At 75.0% G+C, this 15,045-nt stretch carries 13 protein-coding genes; 5 read left to right on the top strand and 8 right to left on the bottom strand.

Annotation, left to right across the window (positions count from 1 at the left end; genetic code table 11):
* The first annotated feature begins 105 nt into the window (after window positions 1-105).
* Window positions 106-261: a hypothetical protein gene (locus AC4BGE_RS08545; protein WP_490570982.1), complete on the top strand. Its 156-nt coding sequence runs from the start codon at window positions 106-108 to the stop codon at window positions 259-261.
* Between the two features lie 25 nt (window positions 262-286).
* A complete protein-coding gene (locus AC4BGE_RS08540; protein WP_490574992.1) occupies window positions 287-1,075 on the top strand; it encodes an endonuclease/exonuclease/phosphatase family protein in 789 nt (262 codons plus the stop codon).
* Here the strand turns inward: AC4BGE_RS08540 and AC4BGE_RS08535 are convergent, their stop codons facing one another.
* The 5 genes from AC4BGE_RS08535 to AC4BGE_RS08515 are packed head-to-tail and all read right to left on the bottom strand — an operon-like array spanning window position 1,076 to window position 7,924.
* Window positions 1,076-2,683, bottom strand: a complete 1,608-nt coding sequence (locus AC4BGE_RS08535; protein WP_490570984.1) for a glycosyltransferase family 2 protein — start codon at window positions 2,681-2,683, stop codon at window positions 1,076-1,078.
* The gene (locus AC4BGE_RS08530; protein ID WP_490574991.1) at window positions 2,683-4,497 is read right to left on the bottom strand and encodes a hypothetical protein; all 1,815 of its coding nucleotides are present in this window, start codon (window positions 4,495-4,497) and stop codon (window positions 2,683-2,685) included. Before AC4BGE_RS08530 ends, AC4BGE_RS08535 begins: the two co-directional genes overlap by 1 nt.
* Window positions 4,494-5,462, bottom strand: a complete 969-nt coding sequence (locus AC4BGE_RS08525; protein ID WP_490570986.1) for a hypothetical protein — start codon at window positions 5,460-5,462, stop codon at window positions 4,494-4,496. Before AC4BGE_RS08525 ends, AC4BGE_RS08530 begins: the two co-directional genes overlap by 4 nt.
* The gene (locus tag AC4BGE_RS08520) at window positions 5,452-6,519 is read right to left on the bottom strand and encodes a sulfotransferase family protein (protein WP_490570987.1); all 1,068 of its coding nucleotides are present in this window, start codon (window positions 6,517-6,519) and stop codon (window positions 5,452-5,454) included. Before AC4BGE_RS08520 ends, AC4BGE_RS08525 begins: the two co-directional genes overlap by 11 nt.
* A gap of 37 nt (window positions 6,520-6,556) precedes the next feature.
* Entirely contained in the window at window positions 6,557-7,924 is a 1,368-nt protein-coding gene (locus tag AC4BGE_RS08515; protein WP_490574990.1) for a GH1 family beta-glucosidase, read from the bottom strand.
* A gap of 17 nt (window positions 7,925-7,941) precedes the next feature.
* Here AC4BGE_RS08515 and AC4BGE_RS08510 point away from each other — a divergent pair, with 17 nt between their 5' ends.
* Entirely contained in the window at window positions 7,942-8,649 is a 708-nt protein-coding gene (locus tag AC4BGE_RS08510; protein ID WP_490570989.1) for a pirin family protein, read from the top strand.
* Window positions 8,650-8,686: 37 nt separating this feature from the next.
* On the opposite strand, the gene AC4BGE_RS08505 is transcribed toward AC4BGE_RS08510, so the two are convergent.
* Together AC4BGE_RS08505 and AC4BGE_RS08500 are read right to left on the bottom strand one after the other, a co-directional pair.
* The gene (locus tag AC4BGE_RS08505; protein WP_490574989.1) at window positions 8,687-9,604 is read right to left on the bottom strand and encodes a diacylglycerol/lipid kinase family protein; all 918 of its coding nucleotides are present in this window, start codon (window positions 9,602-9,604) and stop codon (window positions 8,687-8,689) included.
* Entirely contained in the window at window positions 9,601-11,196 is a 1,596-nt protein-coding gene (locus AC4BGE_RS08500; RefSeq protein WP_490574988.1) for an FAD-binding oxidoreductase, read from the bottom strand. The genes AC4BGE_RS08505 and AC4BGE_RS08500 overlap by 4 nt, the downstream gene beginning before the upstream one ends.
* A gap of 47 nt (window positions 11,197-11,243) precedes the next feature.
* Here AC4BGE_RS08500 and AC4BGE_RS08495 point away from each other — a divergent pair, with 47 nt between their 5' ends.
* Window positions 11,244-11,852: a TetR/AcrR family transcriptional regulator gene (locus tag AC4BGE_RS08495; protein WP_490574987.1), complete on the top strand. Its 609-nt coding sequence runs from the start codon at window positions 11,244-11,246 to the stop codon at window positions 11,850-11,852.
* Between the two features lie 16 nt (window positions 11,853-11,868).
* A complete protein-coding gene (locus AC4BGE_RS08490) occupies window positions 11,869-13,440 on the top strand; it encodes a glycerol-3-phosphate dehydrogenase/oxidase (protein WP_490574986.1) in 1,572 nt (523 codons plus the stop codon).
* Between the two features lie 14 nt (window positions 13,441-13,454).
* Here the strand turns inward: AC4BGE_RS08490 and AC4BGE_RS08485 are convergent, their stop codons facing one another.
* Entirely contained in the window at window positions 13,455-14,924 is a 1,470-nt protein-coding gene (locus AC4BGE_RS08485) for an NAD-dependent succinate-semialdehyde dehydrogenase (protein ID WP_490574985.1), read from the bottom strand.
* Window positions 14,925-15,045: the final 121 nt, after the last annotated feature.

Raw genomic sequence — 15,045 nt, 5'->3', positions numbered from 1 at the left:
AGCACCACAACAGCCGACTTTGTTGACCGGGACATCATCGACTCCCCCTCCTCGGGCACGACCACCGCCGAATCATGCTGCGCACACCAGCGGGTACAGGACGCCATGACCACGACACCAGGCGAGCCCCTGACCGACCCCGAGATCGTCCCCAGCGGCGACCCCGCGCCGATCCCAGACCCCGGCGCCCCCATGCCCGGCGAGGACCCGGGAACGATCCCGGACCCCGACTCCCCGGAGACCGAGCCCGCACCGCTCTAGCGTGCTCCCCGGCGCGCTCAGGCTGGTGACCGCCAACGCCGCCGCCGGACGCAGCGGGGAGGGTCCGCCCGACCTCGCGCCGTTCGCGGCGGCCGCGGCGGCGCTGGGCCCTGACGTCCTCGCGGTCCAGGAGGTCGACCACCTGCTGCCGCGCTCCGGGGACGTCGACCAGACCGGACTGCTGGCCCGCACGCTGGCGGCAGGCGGACCGGAGTGGCACGCCCGCTTCGCAGCGGCGGTCCTCGGGACACCGGGGAACGTCGCCACCATGCGGTCCGCTCCCGCCACCGACCTCGCCGAGCCGTCGTACGGCGTCGCGCTGCTGAGCCGGCACCCGGTGCAGGAGTGGTGGGAGCACCGGATGGCGCCGTCGTCGGTGAAGGTGCCGGTGCGCAAGCCCTCGTGGACCGACGAGGAGCACGTCGTCGTCGGCGACGAGCAGCGGGTCGCGCTCGCGGCCCGGGTGGCGGCACCGGGCGGCCCGGTCACCGTGGTCACCACCCACCTCTCGTTCGTCCCGTGGCGGGCGGCGGGCCAGCTGCGCGAGCTGGTCGCCTGGGCCCGGGACCTGCCGCGGCCGCTGGTGCTGATGGGCGATCTCAACCTGCCGGCCGGCCTGGTCACCCGGTTGACCGGCTGGTCACGGGTGCCCTCGGGATCGACCTACCCGGCACACCGGCCGGTCGCCGCGCTCGACCACGTGCTGCTGGCGGCGGGATCCGCGCTGCGGCCGGTCACCGGGGCGACGACCCACCGGCTGGCGGGCAGCGACCACCTGGGGGTGCTGGTGAAGCTGGGCGCCGGGGGGCGCTGACTACCGGCGCCACCAGGGCTTGCGCCCGGCGTCGCCGGGCTCGCCGGCGTCGTCGGGCTCGCCGCCGGGCTGCGGCGCGGACGGCGGGGTCGCCTCGCCGAGCAGGATGGCGCGCGACTCCTCCGGGCTCATGGCGGGCTTCGGCTTCAGCACGAACCGCGGCACCTCGCGCTCCTCGGTGGGCACGAAGCCGACCTGGGCGGCGTCGTACGAGGCCGTCCCGAAGGCCTGCTCCATCAGCTCGTCGCGGTCGTCGCCGACCTGGGCGACCCGCTCGACCCGCGCCAGCGCGGCGATCCGCTCCAGCCGCGCCTCGGCGCCGTCGGGGTAGACGATGACGCGCCGGCCGTGGTGGGTGCGCTCCAGGTCGTCGAGCAGGGCCTGGAGCGCGTGCGGCAGCGGGGCGTGGGAGGTGTCGGGCAGGGTCAGCCGGAACTCGGCGTCGGTGGCGTCGGGGGTGCCGGGCGGCAGCTCCTCCACCAGCCGGACCCGCGGCTCACCGCGGTAGGAGCGGTGCACGATCCGCAGCTCGAGGGTGGGGTCCTCCACCGGCTGGGTGCGCTCCTCGTGCACCCGGCTCCACGGAGCCGCCAGCAGCACCCGCAGGTCGGAGAACTCCGCGTCGAGCAGGGCGTCGACGCAGCCGATCACCTCGTCGGCGGCCTGCTCGAGCGAGCAGTCGGTGAGCCGTTCGGCCACCGGCACCACCACCTCGAGGTAGGGCACCTCGTAGTTGCGCCCGTGCACCCGGCGCTTGGGGCGCATCGCCGGGACCAGGTTGGCCAGGTAGGGGTCGTTGTAGCGGTTGACCTGGTCGGCGCGGCGCAGCACCTGCGACCGGCCCAGGTGCCACGACCGGGCCTCCCGGTCGACCACGAAGACGGCCCCGACCTGGGCCAGCTCGTGACCCAGCGCCATGTCCTCGCCGAGCCGCAGCGTCGGGTCGAAGCCGCGGGAGGCGCGGTAGAGGTCGCGGGTCACCGACCCGGTCATCCCGATGTGCACCCGCTGGGCCCGCGGCCCGGCCAGGGTGAGGTCGCGGGTGCGGCGCCAGTAGCCCTCCACCCACTTGTGCTCCTCGTGCGGCTGGCCAGGGAAGAAGTCGCCCGCCTCGCCGGCCGCGACCCGGTCGCGCACCAGCGCGGGGTCGAGCTCCAGGACCCACTCGGGGTCCACGAAGCGCTTGTCGCCGCCGGGCACCGCGTAGTCGAGGAGGTGGTGCCACCGCATGTGCGCCTCGACCTCCTCGCGGTAGGGGAGCATGTCGGCGTCGTACCAGTGCAGCACGTCGCCGTCGCTGCCCTCGAAGCCGAGGTGGCAGGCGTTGGCCCGGCCCCAGCCGGCCTCGACCCGCAGGATGCGGGTGTGCTCCGGCCGCACCTCCGGCAGCTCCAGCGGCGGGGTGGACTGGTCGTCGACCACCACCACCTCGAGCAGGTGACCCGGATAGCTCTGCCCGGCCAGCCCGGCCAGCACGTAGGGCAGCGTCCGGTGGTAGTTGAACGCCGGTACGACCACGGAGACCGACAGGCGCGGCTCCCACTCCCCCAGCCGCGGCGGCTCCAGGGAGCTGTAGTCGTTGTGCCGCACCAGCGGCTGTCGTGGCATCAGTCGACTCCCCCGTCGGCTCCTGACTCGATCTCGCTGCTGGGCCGGAAGCCCGACCACTCGGTGTCGATGATCTCGGGTCGCCGGAACTCGTCGTCGTCCCGGGTCCAGGTGTGGCCGTCGCCGACCCGGCGCAGCACGTAGCCGAGCCCGTGGGTGCGGTAGATCCGGCCCCCGGCCGCCTCCACGCCGCTGAGCAGCTGGGTGTCGACGAACCGGCGGACCCGGCGGAAGCCGCCGAGCGAGTCGAGCAGCTCGCGGCTCAGCAGGGTCGTGCCGCCGGCGACGAACCGGTTGAAGACCTCGGAGGGGTGGTTGCGCCGCACCGTGAGGTCGCGCTCGGCGAGGTAGACGAACTCGCTCGGCATCCCGACCACGTCGGCTCCGGAGAAGCGCCGCGCCATCAGCAGGTCGTGGACGGCGTTCGGGGAGTACCAGTCGTCGTCGTCGATCTTGAGCAGCAGCCCGGCCGAGGCGGCGGCCTTGGCGGCGTTGAGGACGTCGCCGAAGTAGGCCTCCTCGGGGATCTCCAGCACCGTGGCCGGCACGTCGCCGAGCAGCTCGCGGACCCGGTCGCGGTCGGGCGAGAAGCCGTGGGCGGCGAGCACCAGCTCGACGTCCGCGCCGCGCTGACGGGCGACCTGGCCGAGCACGAACTCCAGCTGGTGGGGCCGGCGGGTGGCGAGCAGGATGCTGACCGGCGGGAGGGCGGAGCGGCTCCCCAGGCCCGCCGTGGCGGCCAGCTGCGCGCGCCAGACCAGCGTGGAGTGGGCGTCGAAGGCGGCGCGCCGCACCCGCAGCGCGTGCTCCTCGCGGGCCAGCGGGTCGTCGAGGTCGCCGGCGCCGTCGAGCGTGGCCCGCAGCACCGGGTCGAGCTGGGGAGCGTCGTGCGGCTGCTGGCCGGTCGCCAGCAGCGGGACGCCGGCCATCGCCAGCCGCAGCACCTGGGCGGCGTCGTCACGGGACAGGTCGACCCGGACGCCCTGGTGTGCGCGGGCTGCGGCGACCACGGCCTCGGTGACGCCGGCCGGGCCGGGTGCGAGGTCGAAGAGGTCCACGACCGGCTTCTCCCACTGCTTGCGCCAGCCGATCGGGTTGAAGACCAGCTCGTCGACCGGGTCGAGCCCCGGGGAGCGGACCACCGTCGGGGCACGGTCGATCACGTGGTGGCTGGCCGGTACCGGCGCGCCCGACTCCACCGATCCGGCTGCCGCCGCGTCGGTCAGCACGACGTCGGGCGGCACGTCGCGCTCTGGGTCGCCGGCCTGCTCGGGGTCGCCCAGGTGCAGGGCGCGCGGGTCGAGGCCGGGCGCCGGCCCGCGGCCGGCGTAGGCCAGCACGACGCCGTGGTGGGTGGGGTCCGCTGCCGGCACGGACTGGCGGGCCAGCTCGGCGATCACCAGGTGGGCGCCGACCGGCTCGGCGAAGCGAGCCACCGTGAGGAAGCCGGCGTGGTCCTGCTCGCCCTTCTCACCGTGCAGCGGCCGCGCGTGCAGGCTGGTCATCAGCGGCCACTCGCCGCGCGGGTGCAGCACCAGCGGCGCGCACCCCTCGGTGAGCCAGACGCCGACGGTGCGGCACTGGCCCAGCCGCGGCACCATCGAGGCGGCCCGGCGCAGCGCGGCGCGGTCGGAGGCGACCAGCAGCACGGTCTTCCAGCCCCGCTTGACCGGCTGCCCGGGCTCGACCTGCGACAGCGCGAGCAGCGAGCCCTCGAACCCGATGGGGAGCGCGGCCACCACCGGGTCGTCGCCGGCGACCACCAGCACGGGGGCCGGGGAGTTGGCGAAGAAGGAGTCGAGGGGGTGGGTCACCGGGTGGTCCTCTCACGCGGGGCCCGCTCCCGCAGGGCGGCGGGCAGGCTGTGCTTGACCAGGGGCCTGGGGGCCTGGCGAAGCCAAGTCTGGGTCACGTGGTCGATGACGTGCACGCCGGGCGGGGCGGTCACCTTCGTCAGCCCGCCCAGCTCCTCGGCGCGGCCTTCCCGGATCGCCCGGTCGACCTCGAACTCGCGGAGCTTGCGGTAGAGACGGGTGGAGGTGAAGTCGACCCCCTCGGTGCGCCAGTGGGCGTACTCGTCGGCGTCGAGCCACTTGACCTCCACGACCAGGCCCTGGGGCAGCACCACCCGCTCGATGCCGGGCGGGAACTCGCGCAGCTCCCAGTCGAAGGCCTTGACGAAGGTGAACTCCGGGCCCATCGGATAGACCCACGGCTCGAGGAAGCGCAGGCTCAGGTCGAGCCAGCCGGTGGAGTCGTCGACCACGGTCAGCGGGTGGCGGGGCATCGCCACGATCGCCTCGGTCGCCTGGAGCTGCCAGGAGAGGTCGGCCAGGATCCGCGAGCCCTCCGGGGTGAGCACCATGTCGCCGTCCCACTTCATCGAGTAGGTGGTGCGGACCTGGCTGAAGGACCAGTTGTAGAAGTGGGTCAGGGAGTGCACCGAGGTGGCGGGGGTGGCCAGGTGCTCGCCGCCCGCCCGGGCGACCCGGTGGGGGTAGTCGAGCACGGTGAGCCGGTCGGCGGCGCCATGCTCGGCCGCCACCCGGCGGGCCACGTCGGCGGTGCCGTCGTCGGAGCCGTTGTCGACGACCAGCACGTGCTGGACCGCCGCCATGATCGGCGGCAGCACCCACGGCAGGTTGCGGGCCTCGTTGCGGAGCCGGAAGACGCAGGTCAGGCCGGGCTCGAGGGGGCGCGGGCGCCCCTGCTCGTCGTGCCAGGGCCAGTGCACGTCGAAGTCGGGGAGGCCCTCCAGGCAGGCGATGTCAGCGGGCACGCCCCATCGCCTTCCGGATCGTGCGCCGGGCGGAGGCCGGCACCATCGCGCGCACCCGGTGCGGCACCCGGTCGAGCCCGCCGCCCGGCTGCTCGGCTCGGCCCTCCTCGCGTCCCTGGCGCACCCCCTCGCGGCGGGCGGCCAGCACGCTGGAGGCCGCGAACGCCTCCGCCTCCTCGTACTGCTCGCCGTAGGCGGTGCGCAGCTGGTCGCAGGTCCGGTGCGCCTCGGGGGTGTCACCGCCGGGCTCGGCCATCGAGTCGAGCACCCGCCAGGTCTCGTCGGCGAGCTCGCGCAGTCGCGCCGGCACCTGGACGTCGTCCCAGGTGAGGGTGACGCGGCGCAGCGAGGGGTCGATGAAGGAGTGGACGGCGGCGATGTCGGTGGCCATCGCGGTCTTCACCGCGTGGAGGTCGAAGGCCTCGCCGAGGGCGAAGACCGGCACGGTCCAGTCGGCCAGCATGTCGGCGTACCGGACGAAGGCGCGCTGCTCCCCCCGGGTGGCCCGCTCGGTGCCGAGCATCATGTTGACCCACGCGGCGGTGCGGGTGGTGCCGCCCTGCTTGGCGTCGTAGTACTTCTGCTTGCTGCCGACCACCTCGGTGACCGGCCGCAGCATGGTCACGTAGGAGGTGGTGGCCCCGTTGCGCTCGGCCGCGGCGCGCCACAGGCCCAGGAACCAGGCGGCGCGGGGGTCCTTGAGCACCAGCTCGTCGGCGCCCCCGGACGCGGTGTCCAGCTGCTCGGCCAGCCACCCGGTGACCCGCTCGCGGACGGCGTGGTCGGCGCTCACCTGACCGGCGTCGAGCCAGGCACGGGGCCGGGCGTCGGAGACCTGCACCCCCGAGCGGCGCAGCAGCTCGTCGTGGAGGTCGACGAGCCACTGGGGCTCCCCGAACCCCTTGGGGTTGGTGGTGTCGGCGGCCACCTCGGGCTGCGGCACGTGCAGGCCCAGGGTGCGCAGCGTGCCGGCCATCGTGCTGGTGCCGCTGCGCCCCGACCCGACGACGTAGACGACACGACGGGGGCTGCTGGGCGCACTCGGCTCGGCACTCATGCGGGTCAGCGTAGTGGCCTGGCCGCCAGGCTCCGCGTCACCGGTCGGCGGGCTGCGAGGCGATCATGTCGGCGTACCAGCGGAAGGAGCGCTTCGGCGTGCGCCGCTGGGTCTCGAAGTCGACGTGCACCAGCCCGAAGCGGCGCTCCAGCCCCTTGGCCCACTCGAAGCAGTCCAGCAGCGACCAGGCGTAGAACGCGCGGACGTCGACGCCGCGGTTGACCGCCTCGGAGACGGCACGCAGGTGGGAGTCGTAGAAGTCGATCCGCGCCTGGTCGTCGACCACGCCGTCGGCGTCCGGGCCCGTGTCGTAGGCGCAGCCCGCCTCGGTGATGAAGATCGGCGGCAGCGCGGCCCGGTAGCGGGCCCGGAAGATGATCAGCCACTCGCGCAGCGCGTCGGGCACCACCGGGGAGCCGGCGTCGGTCTGCGGGTAGCCGACCACGTCGACGAACTCGAACGGGTTCTCCTGCTCCTCGGGAGCCGCCGCGATGCGCAGCGGGTAGTAGTAGTTGACGCCGTAGAAGTCGAGGGGCTGGCGGATGGTGGCCATGTCGCCGGGCTCGACGACGTCGTCCATCATCGGGGCCAGGTCGACCGGGTAGCGGCCGAGCAGCATCGGCTCCAGGAAGAGCCCGTTCCACATCTGGTCGAAGATCTTGCTCATCCCGGTGTCGGCCACGTCCTCGCTGGCCGGCCAGATGGGTGCGTGGTTGTTGGCGCACCCCACGCTCCGGGCGCCCGCGGCCCGCAGCGCGGAGGCGGCCCGGCCGTGGGCCAGCAGCTGGTGGTGGGCGGTGGGCAGCGAGTCGAAGAGGAGCCCCTTGCCGGGGGCGTGCCGGGTCTCGGCGTAGCCGAGCATGGTGACCACGTTGGGGTCGTTGATCGGCACCCAGTGGGTGACCCGGTCGGCGAGCCGCCCGGCCACCACGGCCGCGTAGTCGGCGAACCGGCCGGCGGTGGCCCGGTTGAGCCAGCCGCCGTCGTCCTCGAGCCCCTGGGGCAGGTCGTAGTGGTAGAGCGTCGCCATCGGCGAGAGGCCCTGCTCCAGCAGGCTGTCGACGAGCCGGTCGTAGAAGTCCAGGCCGGCGGCGTTGACCGGGCCGGAGCCGGTGGGCAGCACCCGCGGCCACGAGATCGAGAAGCGGTAGCCCGGGGCTCCCAGCTCGCCGAGCAGCGCGGCGTCCTCGGCGACCCGGTGGTAGTGGTCGGCCGCCCGGTCGCCGGTGCTGCCGTCGGCCACGTGGCCCGCCTCGTGGGTCCAGGTGTCCCAGACGCTCGGCCCGCGGCCGTCCTCGGCGACGGCGCCCTCGTGCTGGTAGGCGGCGGTGGCTGTCCCGAAGTGGAACCCGGCGGGCAGCAGGGGGAAGTCCCCCGACCCCCGGTTTTGGTTGGGACTGGTCACCCAGAGACGATATCTGGATGCAGATCAGCGTGTACGCCGGTTCGGAAAGGTTCGCCTCACGGCAGCCGGACCGCGTCACCCACCACTCGTTCTCGTTCGGGGAGTTCTACGACCCCGACAACGTCGCCTTCGGCCCGCTGATCGCCCACAACGACCACCACCTCGCCTGGGGGGCCGGCTACCCCGACCACCGCCACTTCGACGTCGAGCTGGTCACCTGGGTGCTGCACGGCGCGCTGGTCCACACCGACTCGCTGGGCACCACCTCCACCCTGCCGGCCGGGACCGTGCAGGTGCAGTCGGCCGGCTCCGGCATCACCCACGCGGAGATGGCCGCCACCGGCGCACAGCCGACCCGGTTCGTGCAGTCGTGGCTGCGGCCCGACGAGCCCGGGGAGCCGCCCGCCCGGTTCACCGCCGCCGGCCTGGCCGGCCCGGGCCTGGTCGCGGTGGCCGGCGAGGGTGGGCAGCTGCCGATCGGCACCCGCGGCGCCACCCTGTGGATCGGCAAGCTGGCCGCCGGCACCGACCACGGGCTCCCCACCAGCCCCCGCCACCACCTCTTCGTGGCCACGGGCACGGCGCGGCTGCTGCTGCCGGCGGGCGAGCCGACCCTGCTGGAGCCCGGCGACGCGGTCCGGCTGTGGGAGGCCGGCGACGAGCGCGACCTGGCGGTGGAGGCGGTCACCGACGCCGAGATCCTGCTCTGGACGTTGCCGGACTGAGGCCGACCCGGGGCCAGTGCCCGGGCGCGTGCCGGACTCAGTGGATCAGGGCCAGCGCCTGGGGCTTGAGCTCGATCCGCAGCAGCTCGGCGTGGTCGGGGGCCAGCGTGCCGAGCGGCTCGCCGTCGCCGCCGAGCAGCACCCCGCCCGGACAGTGCGCGGAGAGCTCCACCCGGACCCCGCGCAGCCGGGTGACCTCGGGCAGCCGCACGTGGCCGCCGTCGTAGACCCGGGGCAGCGACCGGATCAGCTGCCAGCGCGAGGCGGCCTCGATCACCACCACGTCGAGCAGGCCGTCGTCGACCACGGAGTCGGGCGAGATCATCATCCCGTTGCCGTAGTAGCGGGAGTTGGCCACCACCACCGTGGCGGCCCGGAACTCGTGCTGCTCCCCGTCGACCCGGATCCGGTGGTGGACCGGGGTGTAGGCGGCCAGCGCCCGGACGGCGGCCAGGGGGTACTGCGCGCGCCGCGGGACGCGCCGCATCGCGGCCACGTGGGCGGCCGCCTGGGCGTCGACCCCGGCATAGACCGAGCCGGCGACGACCCGTCTCCCCTGGGGGCCGGAGACCTCGAGCAGGTCGACCCGGGCCGCCGGGGCGTGCAGCAGGACGTCGGCGACCCCGGCCGGGTCGGAGGGGAGCCCGACCATCCGGGCGAAGTCGTTGCCCCGCCCGACCGGGACGATCCCCAGGGTGCCGCCGGAGTCGGCGACCGGGCCGACCACGCACGAGAGCATCCCGTCGCCGCCGACGGCCACCACCACGTCGCCGCGGGCCACGGCGGCCACGACCAGGTCGCCCGTCGCGGCCGGTCCGGGCGAGTAGGTGATCTCCACCCGGGCCCCGGCCTCCCGGAGCAGCCCGGCGACCGGCAGCACCGCGGCGGACGCGGCACCGCCGCCGGCAGCGGGGTTGACCAGCAGGCTGAAGCCCCGCGGCGCGTCGTCGTTCACGGGATCAGTATCCCGGGGTTGAGGATGCCCGCCGGATCGAGGCAGTCCTTGACGGCCCGCAGCGCCCGCACCCCCACCGCGCCGACCTCGTCGCCCAGCCAGGGTCGGTGGTCGGTGCCGACGGCGTGGTGGTGGGTGATGGTCGCGCCGGCCGCCACCATCGCGTCGGTGGCCCGCTCCTTGGCCGCCTGCCACTGGGACAGCGGGTCGGGGCCCTGCCGGACGGCGACGGTGAAGTAGAGCGAGGCGCCGGTCTCGTAGACGTGCGAGACGTGGCAGAGCACCAGGGCGCCCTCTCCCAGCGCCCCGGTCAGGGCGCTGCGGACGGCCTCGTGGACCGCGCCGATCCGCGACCAGTAGGTGGCGGTCTCCAGCGTCTCGACGAGCACGCCGGCGTCGAGCAGCGAGTCGCGCAGGTAGGGCGCGTCGAAGCGGCCACCGGCCCACCGCTGGCCCGGCTCGGACCCGGCGGGCGCCCCGCCGAGCTCGTCGGCCAGGCCGGAGAGCAGCGCGGTGAGAGCGGTACGCCGGGCAGCGACGGCCTCGGCGCTGCCCTCCTGGCCGACGATCATCAGGCAGCCCGCCCCGTCCCCGCCCCCGACGGCGGCGGGGTCGGCGAGGTTGATCGCGGTCTCGGTCTCGTCGGAGAGGCGCAGCACCGTGGGGAGCAGCCCGGCCTGCACCACCCGGCGCACCGCCTCGGTGCCGGCCGCGAACGAGGGCCAGCGCCACCCCTCGTACTCCTTGACCTCGGGCACCGGGCGGACCCGGACGGTGACCGAGGTGATCACGCCCAGCGTGCCCTCGGAGCCCAGCAGCAGCTGGCGCAGGTCGGGTCCCGCGGCGCTGGCCGGAGCCACCCCGAGGTCGAGCGGGCCCACGGGGGTGACCGCGGTCAGCCCGGTGACCAGGGAGTCGAAGCGGCCGTAGCCCGCCGACGACTGCCCCGAGGAGCGGGTGGCGGCGAACCCGCCGATCGAGCCGTGCTCGAAGCTCTGCGGGAAGTGGCCCAGCGTCAGCCCGTGCTCGGCCAGCAGCGCCTCGGCCTCGGGGCCGCGCAGCCCGGGCTCCAGGGTGGCGGTCCGCGAGACCGGGTCGACGGCGAGCAGGCGCTTCATCCGGACCAGGTCGAGCGAGACGGCGGCGGTCAGCGGGGCGCCCCGGCCGGCCCCGAGGTCGGCGACCAGACCCCCGGTCACGCAGGTGCCGCCGCCGAAGGGCACCACGGCGACCCGGTGCTCGCCGGCCCAGGCCAGGACCGCGGCCACCTGGTCGGCGTCGGCGGGGCGGACGACGGCGTCCGGGGCCTCCTCGAAGCGGCCGAGCCGGGCCTTGAGCAGGTCGGGGGTCGACTTGCCGCGAGTGCGGAGCCGGCGGGTCTCGTCGTCGACCAGGACGTGCCCGGGCCCGACGAGTGTCCGCAGTTCGTGCAGGCGCGCGGGGTCCAGGCGGATCGGTGGCAGGATCGCCCCGGAGGCGTCGGGGTCGGCGCTGGCCCGGTCCTGGTGACCGAAGGCCAGCTCGACGAGCCCGCGGGCGGATTCCGGGAGGGCTGCGGCACGATCGGGATCGCCCCACCGTGTGGGATGCATCTCATTGAGCCCTACGGGCGGGGTGGTCATGTGACACAATGTGACACATGACGTCACTCCGTCACAATGGTCGGCTGGAGGCCTCGCTGGCCCGCGCCGCCGGGCTCGACCCGCGGCTGGACCCCTACCTCGACGCCGCTCGCGCCTGCATCCTCGACGTCGGGTGGCGGCGTACCACACTCACCGAGGTCGCCCGCCGTGCCGGGGTGAGCCGGATGACGATCTATCGGGCGTGGCCCGACATGCGGGCGCTGATGGCCGACCTGATGACCCGCGAGTGGGGAGCCGTGGTGGCCGCGGGGGTGGCCACCGGCACCATCGCCGACGGCGTCATCGCCGTCGTGCAGCAGCTGCGCGACAACGAGTTCTTCGCCCGGATCGTCGAGCTCGACCCCGACCTGCTGCTGCCCTACCTGCTCGACCGCCGGGGTCGCAGCCAGCAGGCGATCCTGGAGTCGCTGAGCGCCCGGATCGCCAGGCACCAGGCCACCGGGGAGGTCCGCGCGGGCGACCCCGAGGCGATGGCCCGCGCGCTGCTGCTGATGGGCCACGGGTTCGTGCTGAGCCTGCACACCATGGTCGACGACGACGGCACCGCCGAGGCGGGGATCCTGGGCGAGCTCCACACCATGGTCACCCGGTTCCTGGCACCGTGATCCGGATGCCGGCGCGATGACCCCCGGCGGCCGGCTCGGCCACGGCACCGAAGGCCTGCCCGAGCGGGTCGACGTGCTGGTGGTCGGCCTCGGGGTCACCGGCGCCGGCTGCGCCCTGGACGCCGCCTCCCGCGGGCTGGAGGTGCTCGCCGTCGACGCCCACGACGTCGCCTTCGGCACCTCCCGCTGGTCCTCCAAGCTGGTCCACGGCGGGCTGCGCTACCTGGCCCGCGGGCAGCTCGGCGTCGCCCACGAGAGCGCGGTCGAGCGCGGCATCCTGATGGAGACCACCGCGCCGCACCTGACCCACCCGCAGCCGATGCTGATCCCCCTGACCACGGCCACCCCCCGGCTCCAGGAGCGGCTGACCCGCCTCGGGCTGGCCGGGGGCGACCTGCTGCGCCGGGGCGCCCGCACCGGCCGCGAGACGCTGCCCCCGCCGCGGCGGCTGACGGCGACCGAGACCGCGGCGATGGCGCCCGGCCTGCGCGCCGACGGTCTCCGCGGCGGGCTGCTCTCCTGGGACGGCCGGCTCGAGGACGACGCCCGCCTGGTCCTCACCCTCGCCCGGACCGCCGCGCAGCAGGGCGCCGTGGTGCGCAGCCGGGCGCGGGTCCTCGAGCTCGCCGGCGGTCAGGGGCCGGTCGCGGCCCGGCTGCTCGACACGCTCACCGGCCGTCACCGGACGGTGCACGCCGCCGCCGTGGTCAACGCCACCGGCGTGTGGGCCGACACCCTGGCCCCCGAGGTCCGGCTCCGCCCCAGCCGCGGCAGCCACCTGGTGCTCCGCGGCGAGACGCTGCCCGGCCTCGGCGCCGCGGTCACCGTGCCGGTGCCCGGCAGCCTCAACCGCTTCGTGCTGGTGCTGCCCCAGCCCGACGGCACCTTCTACGTCGGGCTCACCGACGAGCCGGTCGAGGGCCCGGTGCCCGACGTGCCTGAGCCGACCGAGGCCGAGATCGGCTTCCTGCTCGACGTGGTCTCGGCCGCCTTCGCCCGGCCGCTGCGGCGCGAGGACGTGGTCGGCTCCTTCGCCGGGCTGCGCCCGCTGCTCGAGGTCGACCAGGCGGGGGGCCGGGTCACCGCCGACCTCTCCCGGCGGCACGCGGTGCTGACCGGCGCCGGGCCTCGCGGCCGGGTGGTGACGGTGGTCGGCGGCAAGCTCACCACCTACCGGCGGATGGCCGAGGACGCCGTGGACGCCGCCGTCCGCGCCGCCGGGCTGGAGGCGGCTCCGTGCCGCACCCGGACGCTCCCTCTCACCGGGGCGGCGCCGCGGGCCGCGCTGGCCCGCCTGGAGGCACCGGCCCGGCTGGTACGCCGCTTCGGCACCGACGCCGCGCTGGTGCTGGCCACCGCGCGCGAGGTCACCGGCCTGGACGAGGAGGAGCTGCTCGTCCCGGTCTCCGCCGCGGTGCCGACGACCCTGGCCGAGCTGGTCTTCGGGGTCACCCACGAGGGTGCGCTCGACGTCGACGACCTGCTCGACCGGCGTACCCGGGTGGGGCTGGTGCCCGCCGACCGGGCCGCCGCGGTGCCGCTGGCCGAGCGCGCCCTGGCGCTGGTGGCCGCAGCCGGGGACCGGTAGGTCGGGGAGCGCGGTCAGCGCGGGATGGCCACGTAGGTGGTGTCGAGGTACTCCTCGATCCCCTCGAAGCCGCCCTCGCGGCCGAACCCGCTGGACTTCACGCCCCCGAAGGGGGCCGCGGCGTTGGAGACGATCCCGGTGTTGAGCCCGACCATCCCGAAGGCCAGCGCCTCGCTGACCCGCAGCGAGCGGTCCAGGTCGCGGGTCCAGACGTAGGCGACCAGCCCGTACTCGCTGGAGTTCGCCGCCGTCAGCGCCTCCTCCTCGGTGGTGAACCGGCTGACGGGGGCGACCGGGCCGAAGATCTCCTGCCGGTTGATCTCGGCCTCCGCCGGGACGTCGACCAGCACCGTCGGGGGGTAGAACCAGCCGGGCCCGGCCAGCGGGCTGCCGCCGGTGAGCACCTTGGCGCCGTCGTGGACCGCGTCGGTGACCAGCTGCGCGACCGACTCCACGGCGTCCTGGTCGATCAGCGGCCCGACGTCGACGCCTTCGTCCTGACCCCGGCCCACGGTCAGCGCACCCATCCGGGCCGCCAGCCGCTCGGCGAACTCGTCGGCGACGGAGTCGTGGACCAGGAAGCGGTTCGCGGCGGTGCAGGCCTCCCCCATGTTGCGCATCTTGGCCACCATCGCGCCGTCGACCGCCGCGTCGAGGTCGGCGTCCTCGAAGACGAGGAAGGGGGCGTTGCCGCCCAGCTCCATCGAGACCCGCTGGAGGTGCTCGGCCGACTGCCCGACCAGGCCGCGGCCCACGGGGGTGGAGCCGGTGAAGCTGACCTTGCGGAGGCGCTCGTCGCCCATCAGCGCCGCGCCCACCTCGCGGGAGGAGGTCGTGGTGACGATGTTGACCACGCCCGGCGGGACGCCGACCTCGGTGAGCACCTGGGCCAGCATCAGCATGGTCAGCGGGGTCTGGCTGGCCGGCTTGACCACGCAGGTGCAGCCGGCGGCGAGGGCGGCGCCGATCTTGCGGGTGCCCATCGCCAGCGGGAAGTTCCAGGGGGTGATCATCAGGCAGGGGCCGACCGGCTTCTTCATGGTCAGCATCCGGCTGCCGCCAGCCGGGTTGTCCATCCAGCGGCCGTGGACCCGGACGGCCTCCTCGGAGAACCAGCGCAGGAACTCGTTGCCGTAGGCGACCTCGCCGCGCGCCTCGGTCAGCGGCTTGCCCATCTCCAGGCTCATCACCCGGGCGAAGTCGTCGGCGCGCGCGGCGACCAGCTCGAAGGCCGCGCGCAGCAGCTCGCCGCGCTCGCGCGAGGGGGTGGCCGCCCAGGCGGCCTGCGCGCCGGCGGCCGCGTCGAGGGCCTCGAGGGCCTCACCCGTCCCCGCGTCCGCGACCCGCGCCAGCACCGACCCGTCGGCCGGGTCCAGCACCTCGAAGGTGGCGCCGTCGTCGGCGTCGCGCCACGTCCCGTCGATGAGCAGACGGGTCTCCACGCCCTTCAGGTCGTCGGTGCTGTCGGGCTGCTGGTGCGCCATCTTGATCTCCTGGTCCGGACACGTCGGTAAAACCTTGCGTACCACCACAACGGGCGGGGAGCCCGCGGGTAGGGTCCTCCCAGACCCCGTGCTGACCCCATGCAGCACGGGGTCTTCCCAT

The sequence above is a fragment of the Nocardioides sp. Z50_6 genome, from assembly GCF_058215755.1.
The sequence above is the reverse complement of the archived record's forward strand: the minus strand, read 5'-3'. Positions and strand labels throughout refer to the sequence as shown.